The sequence below is a fragment of the Acinetobacter minutum genome (assembly GCF_035916735.1).
Taxonomy (GTDB): Bacteria; Pseudomonadota; Gammaproteobacteria; order Pseudomonadales; family Moraxellaceae; genus Acinetobacter.
The window spans coordinates 154551-174541 of the sequence record NZ_JAQIHG010000002.1 but is presented as its reverse complement, the minus strand read 5'-3'; the positions used below and the strand labels follow the sequence as shown (position 1 = coordinate 174541).

Below are 19991 nucleotides of genomic sequence, written 5' to 3'. Positions count from 1 at the left end.
AAATTTATTCATATTTATTTTGTATTAATATTTTTTCTCCTATGACTATTCATTATTCGAATATGGCATTAGACTTTCGTCTAGAACTTTTGGTTCATCATTTTCTTTTCACACTTAAGTTGTAGAGGATAGAGGGGCAGTTAGCATGACATACATCACGGTATCTTCAGTTGCAATGATGATCTTAATGCTTGTTTTACTATGGTCTTTCATCGAGTTTCAGCTTGAGAACCGCAAACAGCGTTAATTTATCGCATAATTTACCTTGAAACTGACATTCATCTCTTTATTGTTTGTGGTCGTTCAAAGTATGTCGCTATGACAGAAATTAAGTGCTTAAATGCCCGGTTTTTAACCGGGCTTATTTGTATGAAAAATCAATATATAGGTAAAAAAAATAAATAAGGCTTGGTTAGAGTAATAATTTGTACATTATTTAGCTTATTTTTGCGGTTCTATCCTGTTTTAACCCGCATAATTTCTATGAAAGATTTTTAAATTTGCCCAAGAAATATCCATCTCAGGAAGGGGGGGAGTAAAGTGCTTGTTTTTATTAGATGATTTGGCTAGTATTACAGCTCGAAAAATACTGTTAGTTTCAGAGTTATAAGGGCCTATAGCTCAGTCGGTTAGAGCAGCGGACTCATAATCCGTTGGTCCCCAGTTCGAGTCTGGGTGGGCCCACCAAATATATCAATCACTTAGAGATTAAATTCCTAAGTGATTTTTTATTGCCAAAATCCATGTAAGCCCTATATAGAAATTTCTTCATTTCACTCGAAATTGAGAAAGAGACTTATTTTTTTAACGAAAGTTTCTGCCAATCCTCTAGCTGATCGATTACATTAAAGTCCGAGCTTATATAAATGCTAGTCAGGTGATGAATTGCAGAATCTTCACGAATTTTCCTTGGATGAAACCTCACGTATTATCGAAATGGCATGGGAAGACCGGACACCCTTTGAAGCCATTGAACGTCTGTTTGGTTTAGATGAGTCTAAAGTGATTCGTTTAATGCGAAATCATTTAAAACCCAGTAGCTTCAAATTATGGCGTGAGCGTGTAGCAGGACGAAAAACCAAACATCTAAAATTACGTGCGCCTGAAGTCAGCCGTGCTTATTGTTCACGTCAATATAAACGCCACTGAGCAGGACGGAAATTTAAATCTAATCATCATGTATTTATATTTAAACCAGTATTTGTGTTCAGGTCATCCACTTCATTAACGATCAGATTAGCCATTCACCGAAAGTTTGTATGGCAGTTCAATAGAAGGTTGTCCAGAAAAGACTTGAAAGTTTAAAAAATGCACGCTTTGTTGTGGTCTGTGCACTTTAGTGTTAACACACTGTTGTCATGGGCTGTTTTGGTTGCAAACTTACTATCAAACCTCGACATCAAATTACGTGATATCGTACAGAATGCATTTCAGTAAAATCTATAAAAGAACAAGGAACTGAGATGCCTCAATGCTTAAAGATAGCTGAGAGAATTTATCAAACGGTGAAAGAAAAGAAAGGGTTTACTGATGATCCCCTCGAAGATCTGAATAATTTGATGATTGAGTTAAGAAATGCCATTAAAGGAACAGAAATCAAATTATTATACAATTACATAGATTTTGCCGAGCTGATGGTCAACCCGGTTAATGATACCAATATCAAGTTAGATTTGAGCCTGATTCCTAAGAGCCGTAACTCGCAGGAATTTATCTTATGGCTGGCGGGAGCAATTGAAAAAATTACTGTAGGGGCTAAAAAAGAGCTACCACCGTTAAAAGCGAAGATCAGCTTATCTGCATATGAAAATGAAGAAAACCCAGCATCCCCCACAGTACCTGTAAATAATGGCGAAGAGATTATTGAGTATTTTAAAATAAATAAAATGGAATAATTGAAATGACAGCCTAAACGATGATTTAGGCTGTCATGGAATTTTATAAAAATAAAAAGAATAGATATGTAATTTACCCCATGCTGTATTTTGGAATATTTTATATTTTTAGCTATATAATTGTGACGATTCTAAAAATAATGTTCAGCATTTTGTTTTTAGCAAGTGGATTGATTTGTGCGACAATTGGAATTTTTCTCTCGGAGCTTTTCTTTATTCCTATTGGAATTTTCTTATTGTTGGTGGCCTATCTGGCTTGTGCTCATTAAGAAAATTATTTGATGTTGACTCGATGCGCATACTTTTCAGCTGGCTCATGTTCTTTGTATACAATATCGAGTATTAAAAAAATGCTCTCATGAGTGATGAGAGCATTGCCTAAGTGAGGCTAAAGGTGTGAGGGTATCTCTTATCAATTCCATAGATAAAATTTTTAGTTCTACTCGACTTCAGTTTGCTTATAGGACTTTGCATTTATCGCTTGCTGCATAGCCACATTAGGAGGGTTGATGTGAAGAGACTGTGAAAATATTTGGAATGTTACATTTTGCGCAGAATACTAAAAACAGAAAATGCAATTTGAATAAAAGGGAAAGATTCCGGTAAAAGGGATGATAGGGTGGAAAAAAAAGATCAAATTGAGTGACTGAAGATTTTATGAAGCTGTTTTTGGGTGGTTCAAATTTACAACTATGTTGACTATAAACCCCTTAAATCGGTGAGCAGCATTTTAATTGACTAAACACTTATCCTATACGATACACAGCTGATGTGCCGTTTTCAGAAAGGCGTTCAATTTCCTTTTACCTTATTTACATATCCAGTTCAGTCTACCATTTAATGTCTGCATCAGATTTGTTGTGTCTCTTGATTTTGTGACAATCATAAGAAAAATAACAGTATTTCTTCAATCAGTGCAACAGGTCACAGTATTTAAGTTATGCTGTCCTTCACACAAAATTGATTAAAGCAAACCTACAATTGCAAAAATTAGAAACTGAATCATCATTGCCAGGATTAATCCATGTTTAAATTTTTTCTGCGATGGGTAGATAGCTGGTCGGCTTGTCCAAACGATACGGAACAAGACGCTGCTGGGGGAATCGGCAGTAAAGACAGCAAAATACAATGGATGCGGATTCTGCCTTTTATGCTGTTACATCTTGCTTGTCTGGCTGTGTTTTGGGTGGGAATTTCGAGCACGGCTGTATTGTTTATGCTTGGATTTTACCTGATACGCATGTTCGCGATCACGGCCTTTTTTCATCGTTACCTGTCGCATAAAACATTTCAAACATCCCGGTTGCTGCAATTCGTGTTTCTACTGATTGGAACGATGAGTGCCCAACGCGGGCCGTTATGGTGGGCTGCCCATCATCGTTACCATCATCGCTTTACCGATAGCCATCAGGATCCACATTCCTCACAGCATGGTTTCTGGTACAGCCATGTCGGCTGGTTTTTAAATGAGCAAAATTTCGCAACCCGTAAAGAGGTGATCCGCGACTGGTTGAAATATCCAGAACTGGTCTGGCTAGATCGTTTTAGTTTGCCGATTGTACTGTTCACCGCTCTAGCAATTTATGCGCTGGGGGCATGGTTGGGAAATCACTATCCCGAGCTGGGAACTTCCGGTCCGCAGCTGCTGGTGTGGGGCTTTGTGATCTCAACCGTGTTGTTGATTCATGCAACCTTGTGCATTAACTCTCTGGCCCATGCCTATGGTCGGCGTGATTTTGCCACACAGGACAATAGCCGTAACCATTGGTTATTGGCACTGATCACTCTCGGAGAGGGCTGGCATAACAACCATCACTTTTATGCGGGCAGTGTCCGTCAAGGCTTTTATTGGTGGCAAATTGATATCACCTATTATGTGTTGAAATTCATGTCTTGGCTGGGTTTGGTCTGGGGCTTGAAACCTGTCCCTGCACGGGTCTATGCCACAAAAATAACATCGCCGCTGGCTTTGCAGCAGCAGAATATTCAGGATCAGGAGACACCATGAAAATCGCGATCATTGGTTCCGGTATTTCAGGCATGTATGCCGCATGGAAATTGGCCTCACAGCATGAGGTCACCCTGTATGAAAAAAACAGTTATTTCGGCGGCCATACTGATACTCATCAATTTTGTCTCGGTGGAAAACAGGTCGCTGTTGATAGCGGATTTATCGTATTTAATGAATATAACTATCCGCTCTTTAGCCAGATGCTTAGCCAGTTGGGGGTAGCCGTGCAGAAAAGCAACATGAGTTTTTCTGTCAATAATCTGGTGACGGGCCTGCAATACAATCCCTCAAAAAAATGGTCACTGGTCACCCGACCGCAGAATCTGCTGAAAAAAAGCTTCCGGCTGATGCTGAGTGATCTGCTGCGGTTTTATGAGCAAAATAAAAACATCGTGCTGGATGATTACTCACCGGACTATACGCTGGAAGAATATCTGGATGAACATGGATATTCTGAGGTGTTCCGGCAGGAGCATTTGTACCCGATGTGCGGAGCGCTCTGGTCCAGTCCGATTGAGCAGATTGGCCGTATTCCATACAAATTTGTGGTGAGTTTCTTTCAGCATCACCGCATGCTGCAACTAAAAGAACGACCTGAATGGCTTACGGTACAGGGCGGTGCAGCGCAGTATATCGAGGCCATCCGAACTCAATGCCCAACTTTACAATGGAAAAATGCTGAAGTGTTGAGTGTAAAGCGCGGGGGGAGACACGTCGAGGTCAGAACAGCGGAACAAACCGAACACTATGACCGCGTGATTTTTGCCAGCCATGCCGATGATACCTTGAAGCTGCTGGCGGATCCGACTGAAGATGAAATCGAAGTTTTATCCCAATTCGGCTATCAGGACAACCGCATGGTGGTTCATACCGACCAGTCGATCATGCCAAAACAGAAATCACAGTGGGCGAGCTGGCATGTGCATGTGACACAAGATAAGCAGGACAACATTCATTACGGCTTTAGCTACTGGATGAACAACCTGCAAAAACTGGAGTGTAAACCGCAAGTCTTTGCCACCCTGAATCCGAACTTGCCGATTCGTGCCGACAAGATTCTGGTCGAACGCCATTATCGTCATCCAGTGTTTGACCAGCAGGCCATTAAAGCCCAGTCAAAATGGTACAAGATCAATGGTGCAAACAATACCTTGTTCTGTGGCGCATATTGGGGCTGGGGCTTCCATGAAGACGGTGCACGCAGTGCCGAGCGCGTTGTACAGCTTTTATCCCGTGAAAAGACCCAGAGCCAGAAGGCTTATGAGCATGTTTGAAGCGCCACTGGCGATTGCACATAGCACCATCCGGCATCGACGTTATGTGCCTAAAGCACATGATTTCACTGCGACGTTAGATTATCTATGCTTTGATCCAGATCGGCTGGAGCAACTGACCGGAGCATCTTGGCTATGGTCGAGTCAGAAATACAATCTGCTGAGCCTACATCCAGAGGATTTTTTAGCAGGTTACAGCGGTGATTTACGTGAAAAACTGGCCAAGGTGCTGATGCATCAGGCGAATTATGTACTGCCAGCATCTGCGCTGATCCGGATTCTGGCTTTACCCCGCAGTATGGGATTTCGCTTTAATTCGGTGGTGTTCTATTTTATTGCTGATGCTTGCCAGCAACCATTATTTATCGTGAGTGAAATTACCAACACACCCTGGAATGAGCGCAAGGTTTATGTGCATGACTGCCGTATGACAGCACAGCGTCATCCACCTTATCAACGCTATCAGTTCGATTTTGACAAAAGTTTTCATGTTTCACCCTTTATGCCGATGGCACTGCATTATCGCTGGCATTTTAGCTTTTCGCCTGAACAGTCCTGCATTCATATGCAACTAATTGAAAATGAAAAACTCATTTTTGATGCCACCATGCGTTTTGTGCTGCACGCCATCACAACGCCTTCACAGCAAGCGGCTTATGCTGTGAAAAGTGCACTGCAACCGTTGAAAATGCTTGGCTTAATTTATTTACACGCGTATCGGTTGTGGCGCAAAAAAATTCCGTTTTACCGGCACCCGAAAAAGATTAAGGATGTATAAACAATATGAAATCACTCATTTTTGGTGAAAATACGTCACTTCCTCTCGCGCTACGCAGCCTGAAGCTGCTGCGTCATGGACAGATTCGTTTTCATGGGGTGTTTAACGGCTGTGTCGGTGAAGCATCAGATTTATATGCAGAAATACAAGTCCATGATCGGCGTTTACTGGAATTGGTGTTTAAAAACGGCGTACTCGGAGCCGCAGAAGGATATATCAACGGTTACTGGTCGAGTGAGCATTTGGTCGAGCTGATTCGCATTCTGGCACGTAATCGCGAAATTCTGGATCGTATGAACCAGCATCCACTGGCGCAGGCCAGTCAGTGGCTACTCAAGGCATGGTATCAGTCACGCAAGAATTCGCTTTCCGGTAGCCGTAAAAACATTGCCGAGCATTATGACCTCAGCAATGACTTTTTTAAGCTGTTTTTGGATGACAGCCTGATGTATTCCAGTGCGGTGTTTAAAGATCCAAACATGAGTCTGGAACAGGCCTCCGAGCTGAAAAAAGAATTGATCTGCCAAAAGTTACAACTGAAACCGTTGGATCATCTGGTGGAAATTGGCAGTGGCTGGGGTGGTTTTGCCATTTATGCCGCCCAGAACTACGGCTGCAAGGTCACCACCATCACCATTTCACAGGCGCAATACGATGAAGCTGTGGCACGGGTACAGGCCGCCGGTTTGGCTCACCGGGTCAATGTGCAGTTACAGGACTACCGTACGCTGGAAGGCAAGTTTGACAAGCTGGTGTCGATCGAAATGATTGAAGCAGTAGGGGCAGACTATCTGCCGACCTATTTCAATAAATGCCGTGAGTTGTTGAAACCGAACGGTCTGGCCCTGATTCAGGCGATTACCATTGAAGATGCGCGCTATGAAAAAGCCCTGAAAACCGTGGACTATATTAAGCGTTACATATTCCCAGGCAGTTTTATTCCGTGTATCAGCGTACTGACACAAACGGCTTCAGAACAGAAATTACGTTTAAAACAGCTCGATGATATTGGGCAGAGCTATGCCTTGACCTTACATCACTGGCGCAAGCGTTTCTTTATGGCACGTGAGCAGGTTCTCGCGCTAGGTTTTGATGAGTCGTTTATCCGGATGTGGGATTTCTATCTGTGCTATTGCGAAGGCGGATTCCGCGAAGGTGTGATCAGTGATGTGCATTTGCTGTTTGAAGTGAGTGCCTACTAGGCCAGAAGATTCACCCGCGAATCTCAGGAGTATTGCATGCAATGGTCACTATTATTCTATCTTGATTTAGGCATCATGTTCCTCTGCTGGCTGCTGTGTAGCTGGAATCGGCGTGCTGGTCTGGTAGATGCTGCATGGAGCTTTTGTATTCTGCTGAATATCCTGATCACCCTGTTGTTTTTTGCACAAGCACCCTGGGCGGTTCGCTGGGTGCTTGGACTATGCAGTGCATTGTGGTTTGCACGGCTGAGTTGGCATCTGCTGCGCCGTTATGCGCAAGAAAAACAAGAAGACCGGCGTTACGCCAACATGCGCCGCGCTATGGGAGGCTATCAGCATTTAGGTTTTTTACTGTTTTTTATTTTTCAGGCAGGACTGGCAATTCTATTTTCAGCGCCAATAGTCAGTCTGCTCCAGCTTTCGGCTGAACAGTGGCAGAACGGTTGGCCGATTGCACTGGTCGTAGCTATTGCAGTGATGGCAGTCGCCTTTATCGGTGAAAGTGTGGCTGATCAACAATTGTACCGTTTTAAACAAAACCCTGCCAACCAGGGCAAAACTCTCGATCAAGGCTTGTGGCGTTACTCGCGCCATCCCAATTATTTTTTTGAATGGTTGCACTGGTTTGCCTATCCACTAGTTGGATTGGCCGCTGGTATGTACTGGTTGTGGATTTACCCGCTATTGATGTGGCTATTTTTGTACTACATCACCGGAATTCCATTCAGTGAGCAACAGGCGTTAAGAAACCGGGGGCAGAATTATCGTGATTATCAGTCCAAAACTTCAATCTTTATTCCGTGGAAACCCAAACAGTAGGTAACAGCATGGATTTTATGATTCAACAATCGCTCAAACTGATTGAGCAGGGCATTATTCCCGATCAGGCGATTCGTGCCGCAATTCGGGCCTTGTGTAAAAAACGTCTGGCTCAGGAGGGACGTTATGATCCCGAGCGTGCCGCACAACGCTATATGCAGGTTTTGCAGGATCTGAAACGGAGTGCGATCGCGATTGAAACCGATAAGGCCAATGAACAGCACTATGAATTGCCTACGGCTTTTTTTCAGGCCGTACTGGGCAAACGCTTGAAGTATAGCGCCTGTTATTTTGCCGACAAGCACACTTCTTTAAATGATGCTGAAGAGGCAGCACTCCGTCTGTATAGTCAGCGTGCCCAATTACAGGATGGCCAACAGATTTTGGAGTTGGGGTGTGGTTGGGGATCATTCACCTTGTGGATGGCCGAGCATTATCCGAATGCGAAAATCACCGCAGTTTCTAATTCGGCAACCCAGCGTGAGTATATTGAAGCACAAGCCAAAGCGCGTAATTTCAGCAACCTTACGGTGATCACTCAGGATGTCAATTTGCTTGAGCTGCCGGTAGAATCATTTGACCGTGTGGTTTCGGTGGAAATGTTCGAGCATGTGCGCAATTATGCAAAGCTGTTTGAAAAAATCCAGCGTTGGCTAAAACCGGAAGGTCGTTTGTGGTGTCATATTTTCTGCCATCGCTTTTTACATTATCCGTTTGAAAGCAAAACAGAATATGATTGGATGTCACGCTACTTTTTTAGTGGTGGCCTGATGCCAGCAACCAGTACCTTTTTGCATTTTCAGCAACATTTACAGTTGGAACAGCATTGGCAATGGTCAGGCGAACATTACCAGCGCACAGCCAATGCCTGGTTGGACAATATGGATCAACAGGAACAGCAGCTCAAACCGCTCTTCACCCAGATTTATGGCAATGACGCCAAGATCTGGTGGCAGCGTTGGCGGATCTTCTTTATGGCCTGTGCCGAACTGTTTGGTTTGGAGCAAGGTCAGGAGTGGGTGATCGGTCATTACCTGTTCCGTAAAAATGAACTGCTCACAGATTCAAAATAATGCTCAAGGGACGCCATCATGAAAATTGCAGCTCTACAGACCGCTAAGGTGTCGCGTCCCCTCAGCAAAATGTTTAATCGCTATTATTGGCTGCAAATCGGGCTGATCGCGCTGTCGATCATTATCGGATTGAGCTGTAGCGCCTGGGTAATTAAAGGCTCTCTGCTCAAGACCGCACTTGAGCAGGAGATGCAGCATTACTGGATGCGAGTAGAGCGTGATCCACAGGCGCCCTTACCGGATACCAAAAATCTGTATGGTTATCGCTGGATCGAGCAAAGACCCACACGCTTGCAGAGTTTAACGCTTGAGGAAGGCGTACATCGTATTTATATCGATGGAAAAGAACGGATGACGGTGTATGGAGAGCGTTATGGTCAGCATGTCTTATTGGTCTTTGGTGAAAGTAACGTCAACAAGTTGATTTGGCTGTTCGGTCTGGCGCCGCTGATGTTTAGCCTGATTGTGTTGTACAGTTTCTTATGGTGGTCGAATCGCCGTGCACGCCGTTACTTTTCTCCCATTACCCGTTTAGCCAATGCACTAGAACAGATTGATTGGGAACATCAGCTAAAACAACCCTCACCCTTTCAAGATATCAATACCGATGGCAATCTCGAAGCGGCTTACCTGAAACAGGCCTTGGAGCAATATCACGCCGTATTAATCGATTTTATTCGGCGTGAGCGGGAGTTTAGTGGCGATGTCAGTCATGAACTACGCACACCATTAACTATTTTACGTGGCAATGTTCAGCTCTGTCAGGCGCGTTATGGCCATGACCGTGCTTTAACGCGTTTGAGCAATACCATTGAAGACATGGAGTTGCTGGTGGATACCTTACTGGCGATTGCACGTAACACCACCAACACACTGACAGCCGAACACAGCAAAGTTTCGACCATCATTCAAGAACTGGTACAAGACCTGGCGCCTGTCGGACGCTCTAAAGGCATTGAGATTTTCTATACACTGGAGGAACCGGAACAGACAAGGTTACTCTATCCGTCCATGAGCAAAATGGTGTTTAGTAATATCTTGCGTAACGCATTAAATTACTCACAGGGTGCGACTGTTCAGATTTTACAGAGAAAAAACCAGATTCTGATTGCGGATGATGGGATTGGCATTGATCTGCCGGATGACAGTAAAGTCACAGAACTGTCAGAAAGTCAGTCCCTGCTGAAGCCCAAAGGCCATGGTATTGGTCTGCAGTTGGTGCAGAAACTATGTAAACAGCTGGGATGGCGTGTGGAGCTGTTTGACCGAGAATATTATTTGAATATTCATCCCGAGCTGCAGTTAGCAGCTACATCTGGGCTGATTGTGGTGGTTTATCTGGCTCAGGACTGATCCTGATCCAGACATAAACGGAAACCAACACTGGATACAGTGTGAATCAATTTCTGCTCAAAGGGTTTGTCCAGCAGTTTTCTCAGATTATAGATATGGCTTCGCAACGCGTCGCTTTCCGGTTCCTCATCCCCCCAGAGCTCGGCCATAATTTCCTGTTTGCTGATCACTTGTGGGGAGTTGCGCATCAGAATTTTGAGTAATTTAAACTGGATTGGAGGCAATTCAATCTGTTTTCCTGCTCGGGTCACGTTTTGCAGGCGTTGATCCAGAATCAGGTCGTGAACCTGTAATTTGCTATTGGACACTTCTCCGAGGGCACGTTTAATCAAGGCTCGTATACGGACGACCAGTTCATTAAAATCGAAAGGTTTAACCAGATAATCATCGGTTCCGGCTGCAAAACCTCGCAGTTTATCATCCAGTGTATCGCGGGCCGTAAGCATGAGAACTGGCAATGATAAACCATGTTCATTGCGTAACCAGTGGCACAGGTCATAGCCGGAGCCATCCGGTAAATTGATATCTAATAACAACAGGTGATAGTGCTGCTGCTTGAGCAGGTTTTTTGCCGATTCTAGATTGCGCGCATGATCAACGACATAACCATGGGCTTCCAGGAACTCGCAAACGGTCGATGCCAGTTCATAATGGTCTTCAACCATTAAAATAAAATGATGGGTCATGGCTCACATCACGCTAGGGTTAGTTCAGAAGTTGTTGTTTCAATTTAACATTAAACGGTTTGGAACCGAACCAGATTAAAAAATATTGATTGGCCTGTGCACTTTGTAGCGAACCCAGAATTTGCCGGTTGAGTGCAAGGGTTAAGCGTTGTTGATTATGCTGATAGGAGAGGCTGTATAAATCGCCGGGTTTAACCGCTTTGTACCATTGTGTGATCCGCTGCAGCTCGGACTTTTCGGAAAAATTTTGCAGGTTGCGCTGTAAAAAATGCGTGGCTGCACGTTTAAAAGCCCAATCCGGTATGCTGTGGCTGTAGGCAAAATCGACCCGGATGGATTGGCGGTTCCACTGCTGTTGGCAATCTTCGGCAAAATAGCTGGCTCGACCAATCGTTTTTGTGCCGAGCTGTAAAGGGGCTGAACTACACTGTTGCAATCCGACTGCATAAGCAGCAGATTGAACAGTGAATGCAGCCAGCCCCAATATGATTAGTGAGACTTTTTGAATGGTAGCAGCCATGAATAAACGCCTCCGACATACGGTAATGAACGGTATAAGCCATTGGTTGGATCCCAGTAGTCTTGCTGGAAAATAATCTGTTGAGCCGGATTCACCTTGATTTCACTCATGCCATAGGACTGCATGGTTTTGTTTTTACCAAAAATTTTAAAGTCATAGGCCATATACCAGTGCACATAGGCAGAATCTTGATGATAAGTGGCACTGACCAGCTGCACATTGACGTTGCTTACCCGCTGGTTCATCCCTTTAAAGTGCTGCATCAGGGCTGTTTTATGATTAAATTGTGAGAGAGTGTCATTAATAAACAGCCGGTCTGCGTACATTTGATCCACATTTTTGATGAAGGATGGGGTACCTAGGGTATTAAAAGTCGCAACAAAGTTTGTTCCGATTTGGGTGGCTTGCGTCTGATCAAGCGTAACACCCTGAATATTCTGTTTGGCTATACGATAATCTGAAGTTGAACTCGGCACGCTTTTACAGCCGATGAGTGACAGCACTGCCAACATTGGAATACTCAGTTTTTGCAAGGTCTTCATTTTTCACCTCCCTCAAGCATAATTTCATGAAAAGAAATTACGCAATTCGCTGTGAATGGAGTGTGAATGGGGCGGGAATGAAGCGCTAGAAATGCGACTAAGGGATGAGCTATCCATTTTAGAAAAAACTTAAAAAGGAAAAGCTGTTTAAACTCCATGGAGAAATTGACAGGATCAATCTGATTAGTTTTTCAGACTAGTAGAGCCTGAACTACATAGTATGAGCTAACCTAACACCGATTTTTCTTAATTCTTGTATTAATTTTTAAAACTCAAGTTTTTGTTTAATAAATAAATTTTTTTAAATATTTTCTTGTTCGGGTTGTTGCGTGAGCTTATCTGATTTTATAAAACTGCAGATAAAAAAATACCCGCATAACGCGGGTATTTTCCAAACCAGTCAAAAAATATATGAGGGTAATGACCAGTTTTGTCCACTAGGAGCAGATTGTTGTTCTTATTAGTCAAGAACAATACTAGGACGGCAATTCACTTCGACTAAAGTATACAAAAACTGTCGGGATTGCAAGTGCTCTCTCGAATCACAAGTAAGAAAAATTGTAAAAATGCAACTGTGTCACCCGACATATAACGAGGAAAGATCGAAAATTTCTCTTATCTATTTGAAAATAAATATCTTCAGATTTCTTGCTGATCTTAAGGGGCGTTTGTTCGGTAGATGTTTACATATTTAGGTAATTTTCAACTGTGCATTCATCGTAAAATGTTTGAAATATTGTGATATAAGTCATATTATTTTAATCAAGCTGGTAGTGTGGCACTGTTGAGTGCTTCCACTGACCGTTTTTAGTGTAGGGAGAGAAATCATGGAAAATACGGTTGTTGAACTCATCGCACCAGTACACTTAGAAAAACAAGGGTGTGCACCTATTGATTTTAATCCGGGCACACTATTTCGCGTAATTTTGGAATATAGAGAGAGCTTCTTGGTTAAAGCGGATAGTGGTTTCACTTTTATTCTACATACACATCAAGAGAATAAAGTCTGGAAAAAATTTGCTTGCTAACGCACTCTATCTAAGCTGATTTTTAATGATAAAAGGACCTATGATTGGTCCTTTTTTTATTGTCTTTACTGTAAATAGCCTAAGTATTTTAATGCCCATCTTTTGATTATTCAAATACGCCCCATATAACTATGCTAATTTTAGCTTTATCACCAACCACTGTGCTTCATTATTATGGAATGGATCATCACTAAATATTTAATTACGGCGACTTTGGTGGTCGTGATTAGCGAAATTGCCAAACGCAGTGACAAGTTGGGTGGGTTGATTGCCGCATTGCCGTTGGTGACGCTTTTAACCCTGTTTTGGTTGTATTTTGAACGTCAACCAACCGAGAAAATCGCCAGTCATGCCTACTATACGTTTTGGTATGTATTGCCAACACTGCCGATGTTTTTTGTGTTTCCGCTGTTGTTAGAAAAATTTGGCTTTTGGGGAGCGATTGGGTTGAGTGTTGTCATCACCCTTCTCTGTTTTATCGGTTTGGCGTATGCGATTAAACCCTTCGGGATCGAATTGCTGCCTTAATGATTGATCTGTCTGGCCTTATAAGTCACAGGATTTTGCAGCAGAGAGCATTCAACTCGCTGAATAATCGTTATCATATCGGCAGGTGTAAAACAAAGTAGGGCACATGTCATGAAGGATTTTAAGGCTGAAACATATATCGTGGATGATAATCTGGCAGATACGTTAACCTGGCTTTGCCATCATCAAGACAGTTTTGACTCCTTTCATTTTGATGTGCTGACCCAGGAGCTTTCTGTTACTCATGCGGCGGGGACGGATGTGATCCGTCAGGGGAATTTTCTCAATGCCCGTTATGGGATTTTGATTACGGCCTCTTAAATAAAAATAGTCCCAAATAAAAAAAGCCCGTTTATAACGGGCTTTTTTAAGGACAGGCCGATTATGCAGACATCGCATCTGTTGAAAGTTCAGCCACCGTCGGTTTAGCTTTTTCAGCGGTTAAACCCAGTTTGTTGAACAATTCACGGTCTTTACCTTCCCCCGCATTTGGTGTGGTCAATAATTTTTCACCCGAGAAGAGTGAGTTAGCACCGGCCATAAAAGCAAGCGCTTGATCAGAATCACTTAAAGATTCACGACCTGCAGACAAACGGATATAGCTCTTCGGCATGATAATACGTGCAACCGCAATGGTACGAATCCATTCAATGACATCGAGTTTTTCGACATCTTGCATTGGCGTGCCTTCAATTGGAACCAGCATGTTGATTGGCACAGATTCCGGATGAATTGGCAAGGTTGCAAGTTCAAGCAGTAAACCAATACGGTCATCGCTGCTTTCACCCAGACCGACGATACCACCGCTACAAACTTTTAACCCAGCTTGACGCACATGATCCAAAGTGTTCAAACGATCATCAAAGGTACGGGTACTGATAATATTTGAATAGTATTCGCGAGAGGTGTCCAGGTTATGGTTGTAGTAATCCAAACCCGCTTCTTTCAAGCGTTCAGCTTGTGACTGGTTCAGCATACCTAATGTCATGCAGGTTTCCATACCTAATGCCTTGACTTCGCGCACCATTTCCAAGACATAAGGCATATCGCGCTCATGCGGGTTACGCCATGCAGCCCCCATACAGAAGCGTGAAGAGCCTGATTCTTTGGCTTCTTTGGCTTCTTCAATGACTTTTTCGACAGCAATACGTTTTTCAGCTTCTAATTTAGAATCGTAATGGGCCGATTGTGAGCAGTACTTGCAATCTTCAGGGCATTTACCGGTCTTGATTGAAAGCAGTGTGCTGACCTGAATGGTATTCGCAGCAAAATGTTCGCGGTGGACACGTTGTGCTTCAAATACAAGATCTAAAAAAGGTTTTTCGTAGAGCGCTTGGATTTCTTCTCGTGTCCAATCATTTCTGAGCTGCATGATGAGTCCATTATTCCTTAAAAACTCCCCTGATATTAACCTTTTTCAGCAAAAACAGTAGGGCAAAATATTTCATAATTGTCGGTAAATGATGATTTATCCCGATGAGATCCAAGCCCTGTATAGAAATTAGGAATTGGTCAGTTAATCACAAAATTTTCTTATCGATACACTTAAACGTCTTTTTTTACTTTTCTTATGCGACTAAAAAAGAGAAAAATTTGTTAATAAAATGACGATTCTCCAATTTAACTGGTCATTTGGTTAAACTTGAGGCATTGGATTCATGATTTTTTCAAGATTGCAATTTCTTGCTCTGTTGCTGTTTTAAGGCCCAGTCAATATGCACATTCACAAGGTCATCATGTAGGGCTTTGCCTGAATCCAGTTGTTGCATGATTTCTTCCGAGTATGGGGCATTGCCTAAACCAATGGCAATATTGCGTTTAAAACTCTGATAGCCGGTACGGCGTAAGGGGCTACCTTCGGTTTTGCTCAGGAAGGTGGCTTCATCCCATTGCCATAAGTCTAGCAAACTACTGTGATCTAGCTGGTGGCGTGGTTCAAAATCCGCGACAGTCGTGGTCTGGGCAAAACTGTTCCAAGGACAGATCAGCTGGCAGTCATCACAGCCAAAAACACGGTTACCAATACCGGCGCGTAATGCTTCGGGAATAATGCCCTGATATTCAATGGTCAGATAAGCAATACACTTGTGTGCATCCAGCAGGTAAGGCTCAACAATGGCCTGAGTAGGGCAGATGTCGATACAGGCGGTACATGACCCACAATGTGCCGTGGCTGGTTCATCAAAAGGTAATTCCAACGAGGTAAACAATTCACCCAAGACAAAAAAAGAACCGGATTTTTTATGGATCAGTAAAGTATGTTTACCCGTCCAGCCCATACCTGCACTTTCAGCCAGGGATTTCTCAAAAATAGGTGCAGAATCAGCAAATGGACGTGATTCAAAATCACCGACTTTTTCCCGGATTTTGCTGGCCAATGTCTTTAAACAGCCACGCATGGTTTTATGATAATCCCGCCCCCGCGCATAACGTGCAATAATGGCGCTGTTGGGTTGATCAGGCACATGCCGCGGTTGTGGACGTTCCACCAGATAATTCATGCGCACACAAATAATGCTTTTGGTGTTAGGGACCAGTAAGGTTGGGTCTGCACGTTTCTCCAGATTTTCCGAAAGAAAATGCATATCGGCTTGAAATCCCTGTTCTAAATATTTTTTTAGATGCGGGATTTGCGCTTGAGCATCCGGTTTGGCAATGACACAATCAGCAAAACCCAATTCCAGCGCCTGAGCCTTAATCCAGGCTTTGAGGCTTTCGGGATCAATCTGTTCAATGGGAATATTTCGGGTTGCTTGAGATGCAGTCATAGACCAGTCGATGGAGAATAAAAAAATGCGCCAGCCAGTTTATCATAGCCGTGATGTGCAAGCATGGGAACGCCGCTGGTTTGCACAGCAAAATTCCTCTTTTGGCCTGATGCAGCAGGTAGCCTGGCAGATTGCTCAGCGTTTAGAGCAGCATTTTCAGCATCATCCAAACCCCATCCAGCGCATTGCCGTGTGGTGTGGTCAGGGCAATAATGCCGGCGATGGGTATCTGGTCGGCTGTTATTTACAGCAACAAGGCTATCATGTGGAAATATTTGCTGCGCCGTTGGGAGAATCCACCGATCTGCAACAGGCGCATGCTCAGGCCAGTGCTTTGGGACTGACCATTCATCCCCATTTTCAGCCCGAACAGCCGTTTGATTGTCATATTGATGCGTTGTTTGGGATTGGCTTAAATCGAGAGTTGGATAAAGGTTGGCAAACTGCTATTCAGCAATTCAATGTCCAATCGGGGCTGAAAGTCGCGATTGATATCCCAAGTGGTTTGCAGGCCAATACAGGTATGCCTCTACCGTGTGCCGTCAAGGTACAGCATACCTATACAGTGCTGGGCTTAAAAGCCGGATTGTTTACCGGGCAAGGCAAAGAATATTCAGGACAGGTGAATTGTATTTCACTGATCCCTGCAGATCGTGAGCTACAGCCTTTAGCATATTTATCGCCACAGCAGATTCGATTGCCACGCCGTGAAGCCCATGGGCATAAAGGCAGTTATGGGCATGTGCTGGTGGTGGGGGGGTATGCCAATATGGGCGGTGCCGTGATCATGGCGGCAGAAGCCGCATTTGCTGCAGGTGCAGGGAAAGTGACCATTGCCTGCGATGCAAAACACCATGCAGCCATTTTAGCCCGTGCCCCAAATATCATGCTGAAAGATTTAGATGCCTTATCCGATGCCGATCTGGATGAAGTATTACTACATATTGATGCTGTCTGTTTTGGGATGGGGCTTGGGCGTGATGCTTGGGCCGAGGCACAATTCCAGCGCTGGTTTCCACGTTTGCTCAACAATGAGCAGTTAGAGGTGGTGCTGGACGCCGATGCCTTGTGGTTTTTAGCCATTCACCCCGAGGCTCAGCTCGAAGCACATATCTATGCCACTCCGCATTCAGGCGAAGCAGCTCGATTATTGAATAGCAGCGTGCAGCAGGTCGAATCCGACCGGGTGCAAGCCATTCAGCAACTGCAACAGCGTTATGCCGGGCAATGGTTGCTTAAAGGTGCCGGTAGCCTGATTCTGGAAAATCAACAATTGTGGATTTGTACTGCAGGCAATCCGGGGATGGGAACTGGTGGCATGGGGGATGTGTTGGCCGGGATGATCGCAAGTTTAAAGGCACAATTACACCAGCAGATCGCCTTGCATGAGATCGTCACGCTGCATGCCCAAGCTGGAGATTGCTTGGCTGAACAGGGTATGCGAGGCCTGCAAGCCCATGAAATGAGGCAGGCGATTCAACAATTGGTGAATCGTTAATTGTGCAATCAGGTTTTAGCGCCGTCTGCTGCTGTTACGGCTACGGCCACGTGCCATGCCGCCGAGCGCATTGAGTACCGCCAGTTTTGTCATGCTGCCTGACGCATGTGCATGACAGATTGCTGCGGCGAGGGCATCTGCAGCATCGGCTTGTGGTCGAATACTCAGGTTTAGCAGTTTCATTACCATCATTTGCACTTGTTCTTTGTCTGCTGCACCATAGCCGACGACTGACTGTTTAATCTGGCGTGCGGTATATTCGGCAACGGCTAAATCCAGATTGACCAGTGCCGCAATTGCCGCACCCCGGGCTTGCCCCAGTTTGAGTGCAGAATCGGGGTTTTGTGCCATAAACACCTGTTCTACAGCGGCTTCGGTTGGACCATGAAATTTGACGATACGTTCGATGCCAGCAAAAATGCGCTTTAAGCGTTCAGGCATGTCGGTGCTTTCGGTGCGAATGGTTCCGGCATCGACAAAACGTAAATTTTGCCCCTGTTTTTCAATAATGCCATAACCTGTTAAACGTGAACCGGGGTCGATACCAATAATAAGTGACATGCCAAGACTTTAAAAATACAATAACGCCCATATTGTTACATAACGGTATGAAAAAAGCTTGATGCTGCATTTGGCTGCCTTGATACTGAATTGAACCTTCTTCTTGAGATTAGACTTAGTTTTTACATGAATTTACTTCTTATCGTTGTACTTGGTGCGATTGCTGAAATTGCAGTTTGGATTGGCGTAGCGCAGTTCATCAGTGGCTGGTATGTCTTTTTCTGGTTTATTATCGCGTTTTTTATTGGCTTGAACCTGATTCGTTCGAGTACCGCGAATATCATGCCGCAATTACAACAAATGCAAATGACGGGTCAGTTGGGCAATGATCCTGCGGTGAGCAAAAAACTGGCCACTGCAATGGCTGGTTTTCTGTTGTTATTACCGGGTCTGATTACGGATGTTCTTGCGGTTTTAGTCATGATTCCAGGTGTACAAACAGTGTTTCGTAATGCCTTGATGAAAACTATGGCCAAACGTCAGCAAGCCATGATGGATAAAATGATGGGCGGCATGATGGGAGGAATGGGTGCGTCCGGTCAGGGTGGTAATCCGTTTGAAGAAATGATGCGTCAAATGCAGCAAATGCAAGGCCAGCAACGTGGTACAGATTCGAGCGTGATCGATGGTGAAGCACGTGAAATTACACCCGAAGCAAAAAAAATTGAAATGAAAGATGTGAAGTAGTTTATTCACACTAGACCATAAAAAACCGAATCTAAGATTCGGTTTTTTATTTTCTGTACTTGACGTTTATGCTTTGGCGGGTAAATCAAACCAGATCATCAAGGCATTGTCACTGGCGATAATTTCACTAGGATCAGCAAAGGCCAAGGCATCACCCGCATTGATCGTATATTCACCGATTTGAACCGAGCCTTCAATCAGATGGACATAATTCAAACCTTTGCTGGTTTGAATCGGAAGTTTCTGATCTTTCAAAAGATAAGCTGATTGAATTACCGTATCCTGACGGATAAATAACGGAGCCTCTTGTGTCGGAGCCACAATAGTGTGCCATTGGTTTGGTAAATCTTTAGGATTCAGCGCGATTTGCTGGTAGGTTGGTTCAGCATCGCGGACATTCGGCAATAACCAGATCTGCAACAAATGAACAGGTTCATCTGTTTCATTAATTTCACTGTGACGCACACCCGTTCCTGCACTCATCAACTGCCATTCACCGGCACGGATATAGCCTTGGTTGCCCATACTGTCTTTGTGGGTAATCTGCCCGGACAATACACAGGTTAAAATTTCCATGTTGTCATGCGGATGCGTGCCAAAACCGTTATGTGCTGCAATCGTGTCATCATTAATCACGCGTAGTGCGCTCACGCCCATAAAGCGTGGGTCATACCAGCTGGCAAAGGAAAAACTATGATAAGTTTCGAGCCAGCCTTCTTTGACATGGCCACGGTCGGAACTTTTATGCAAATAGGCGTTCATCAGAAA

The 19991-nt window shown here is 44.1% G+C and carries 21 protein-coding genes and 1 tRNA gene; 15 read left to right on the top strand and 7 right to left on the bottom strand.

Going from position 1 to position 19991, the window contains the following annotated elements:
• The first annotated feature begins 610 nt into the window (after window positions 1-610).
• The 10 genes from PAE54_RS01840 to PAE54_RS01795 all read left to right on the top strand — a co-directional run bounded on the left by PAE54_RS01840 (window position 611) and on the right by PAE54_RS01795 (window position 10405).
• Window positions 611-687, top strand: a tRNA-Ile gene (locus PAE54_RS01840).
• A gap of 222 nt (window positions 688-909) precedes the next feature.
• A complete protein-coding gene (locus tag PAE54_RS01835; RefSeq protein ID WP_326518218.1) occupies window positions 910-1149 on the top strand; it encodes a TIGR03643 family protein in 240 nt (79 codons plus the stop codon).
• Between the two features lie 314 nt (window positions 1150-1463).
• Window positions 1464-1895, top strand: a complete 432-nt coding sequence (locus tag PAE54_RS01830; RefSeq protein ID WP_273778943.1) for a hypothetical protein — start codon at window positions 1464-1466, stop codon at window positions 1893-1895.
• A 1024-nt stretch (window positions 1896-2919) separates the two neighbouring features.
• Window positions 2920-3903, top strand: coding sequence for an acyl-CoA desaturase (locus PAE54_RS01825; RefSeq protein WP_326518200.1), 984 nt, complete (start codon window positions 2920-2922; stop codon window positions 3901-3903).
• Entirely contained in the window at window positions 3900-5180 is a 1281-nt protein-coding gene (locus tag PAE54_RS01820) for an NAD(P)/FAD-dependent oxidoreductase (RefSeq protein ID WP_326518199.1), read from the top strand. The genes PAE54_RS01825 and PAE54_RS01820 overlap by 4 nt, the downstream gene beginning before the upstream one ends.
• A complete protein-coding gene (locus PAE54_RS01815) occupies window positions 5173-5958 on the top strand; it encodes a DUF1365 domain-containing protein (RefSeq protein ID WP_326518198.1) in 786 nt (261 codons plus the stop codon). The genes PAE54_RS01820 and PAE54_RS01815 overlap by 8 nt, the downstream gene beginning before the upstream one ends.
• Window positions 5959-5963: 5 nt before the next feature.
• Complete coding sequence (locus PAE54_RS01810) at window positions 5964-7160, top strand: class I SAM-dependent methyltransferase (protein WP_326518197.1); 1197 nt, start codon at window positions 5964-5966, stop codon at window positions 7158-7160.
• A 36-nt stretch (window positions 7161-7196) separates the two neighbouring features.
• Window positions 7197-7979 (top strand): DUF1295 domain-containing protein, encoded by a 783-nt coding sequence (locus PAE54_RS01805; protein ID WP_326518196.1) that lies wholly within the window; start codon window positions 7197-7199, stop codon window positions 7977-7979.
• Window positions 7980-7987: 8 nt separating this feature from the next.
• Window positions 7988-9052: a cyclopropane-fatty-acyl-phospholipid synthase family protein gene (locus PAE54_RS01800; protein ID WP_326518195.1), complete on the top strand. Its 1065-nt coding sequence runs from the start codon at window positions 7988-7990 to the stop codon at window positions 9050-9052.
• A gap of 18 nt (window positions 9053-9070) precedes the next feature.
• A complete protein-coding gene (locus PAE54_RS01795; RefSeq protein ID WP_273778958.1) occupies window positions 9071-10405 on the top strand; it encodes a sensor histidine kinase in 1335 nt (444 codons plus the stop codon).
• Here the strand turns inward: PAE54_RS01795 and PAE54_RS01790 are convergent.
• The 3 genes from PAE54_RS01790 to PAE54_RS01780 are packed head-to-tail and all read right to left on the bottom strand — an operon-like array spanning window position 10396 to window position 12153.
• A complete protein-coding gene (locus tag PAE54_RS01790; protein WP_273778960.1) occupies window positions 10396-11091 on the bottom strand; it encodes a response regulator transcription factor in 696 nt (231 codons plus the stop codon). The genes PAE54_RS01795 and PAE54_RS01790 overlap by 10 nt on opposite strands.
• A 19-nt stretch (window positions 11092-11110) precedes the next feature.
• Window positions 11111-11611 carry a chalcone isomerase family protein gene (locus tag PAE54_RS01785; RefSeq protein ID WP_326518194.1) on the bottom strand — a complete coding sequence of 167 codons (501 nt, stop codon included), beginning with the start codon at window positions 11609-11611 and terminating at the stop codon, window positions 11111-11113.
• Window positions 11581-12153 carry a nuclear transport factor 2 family protein gene (locus tag PAE54_RS01780; RefSeq protein ID WP_326518193.1) on the bottom strand — a complete coding sequence of 191 codons (573 nt, stop codon included), beginning with the start codon at window positions 12151-12153 and terminating at the stop codon, window positions 11581-11583. The genes PAE54_RS01785 and PAE54_RS01780 overlap by 31 nt, the downstream gene beginning before the upstream one ends.
• Window positions 12154-12980: 827 nt before the next feature.
• On the opposite strand from PAE54_RS01780, the gene PAE54_RS01775 reads away from it, so the two are divergent.
• The 3 genes from PAE54_RS01775 (at window position 12981) to PAE54_RS01765 (ending at window position 14030) form a co-directional block, all read left to right on the top strand.
• The gene (locus PAE54_RS01775; RefSeq protein ID WP_273778963.1) at window positions 12981-13181 is read left to right on the top strand and encodes a hypothetical protein; all 201 of its coding nucleotides are present in this window, start codon (window positions 12981-12983) and stop codon (window positions 13179-13181) included.
• Window positions 13182-13355: 174 nt separating this feature from the next.
• Window positions 13356-13709 carry a DUF3147 family protein gene (locus PAE54_RS01770; RefSeq protein WP_326518192.1) on the top strand — a complete coding sequence of 118 codons (354 nt, stop codon included), beginning with the start codon at window positions 13356-13358 and terminating at the stop codon, window positions 13707-13709.
• Between the two features lie 111 nt (window positions 13710-13820).
• Entirely contained in the window at window positions 13821-14030 is a 210-nt protein-coding gene (locus PAE54_RS01765) for a hypothetical protein (RefSeq protein WP_273778966.1), read from the top strand.
• 61 nt (window positions 14031-14091) lie between these two features.
• On the opposite strand, the gene bioB is transcribed toward PAE54_RS01765, so the two are convergent.
• Entirely contained in the window at window positions 14092-15081 is a 990-nt protein-coding gene (gene bioB, locus PAE54_RS01760) for a biotin synthase BioB (RefSeq protein ID WP_326518191.1), read from the bottom strand.
• Between the two features lie 295 nt (window positions 15082-15376).
• Entirely contained in the window at window positions 15377-16477 is a 1101-nt protein-coding gene (gene queG, locus PAE54_RS01755) for a tRNA epoxyqueuosine(34) reductase QueG (protein WP_326518190.1), read from the bottom strand.
• A gap of 25 nt (window positions 16478-16502) precedes the next feature.
• Between queG and PAE54_RS01750 the strand changes: the two genes are divergently transcribed.
• Window positions 16503-17975, top strand: a complete 1473-nt coding sequence (locus tag PAE54_RS01750) for an NAD(P)H-hydrate dehydratase (RefSeq protein ID WP_326518189.1) — start codon at window positions 16503-16505, stop codon at window positions 17973-17975.
• Between the two features lie 15 nt (window positions 17976-17990).
• Here PAE54_RS01750 and ruvC read toward each other — a convergent pair whose 3' ends face one another.
• Window positions 17991-18536 carry a crossover junction endodeoxyribonuclease RuvC gene (gene ruvC, locus PAE54_RS01745; RefSeq protein ID WP_326518188.1) on the bottom strand — a complete coding sequence of 182 codons (546 nt, stop codon included), beginning with the start codon at window positions 18534-18536 and terminating at the stop codon, window positions 17991-17993.
• A gap of 126 nt (window positions 18537-18662) precedes the next feature.
• Here ruvC and PAE54_RS01740 point away from each other — a divergent pair, with 126 nt between their 5' ends.
• A complete protein-coding gene (locus PAE54_RS01740; RefSeq protein ID WP_273778972.1) occupies window positions 18663-19223 on the top strand; it encodes an FxsA family protein in 561 nt (186 codons plus the stop codon).
• A gap of 66 nt (window positions 19224-19289) precedes the next feature.
• Here the strand turns inward: PAE54_RS01740 and PAE54_RS01735 are convergent, their stop codons facing one another.
• The gene (locus PAE54_RS01735) at window positions 19290-19985 is read right to left on the bottom strand and encodes a pirin family protein (protein ID WP_326518187.1); all 696 of its coding nucleotides are present in this window, start codon (window positions 19983-19985) and stop codon (window positions 19290-19292) included.
• Window positions 19986-19991 lie beyond the last annotated feature (6 nt).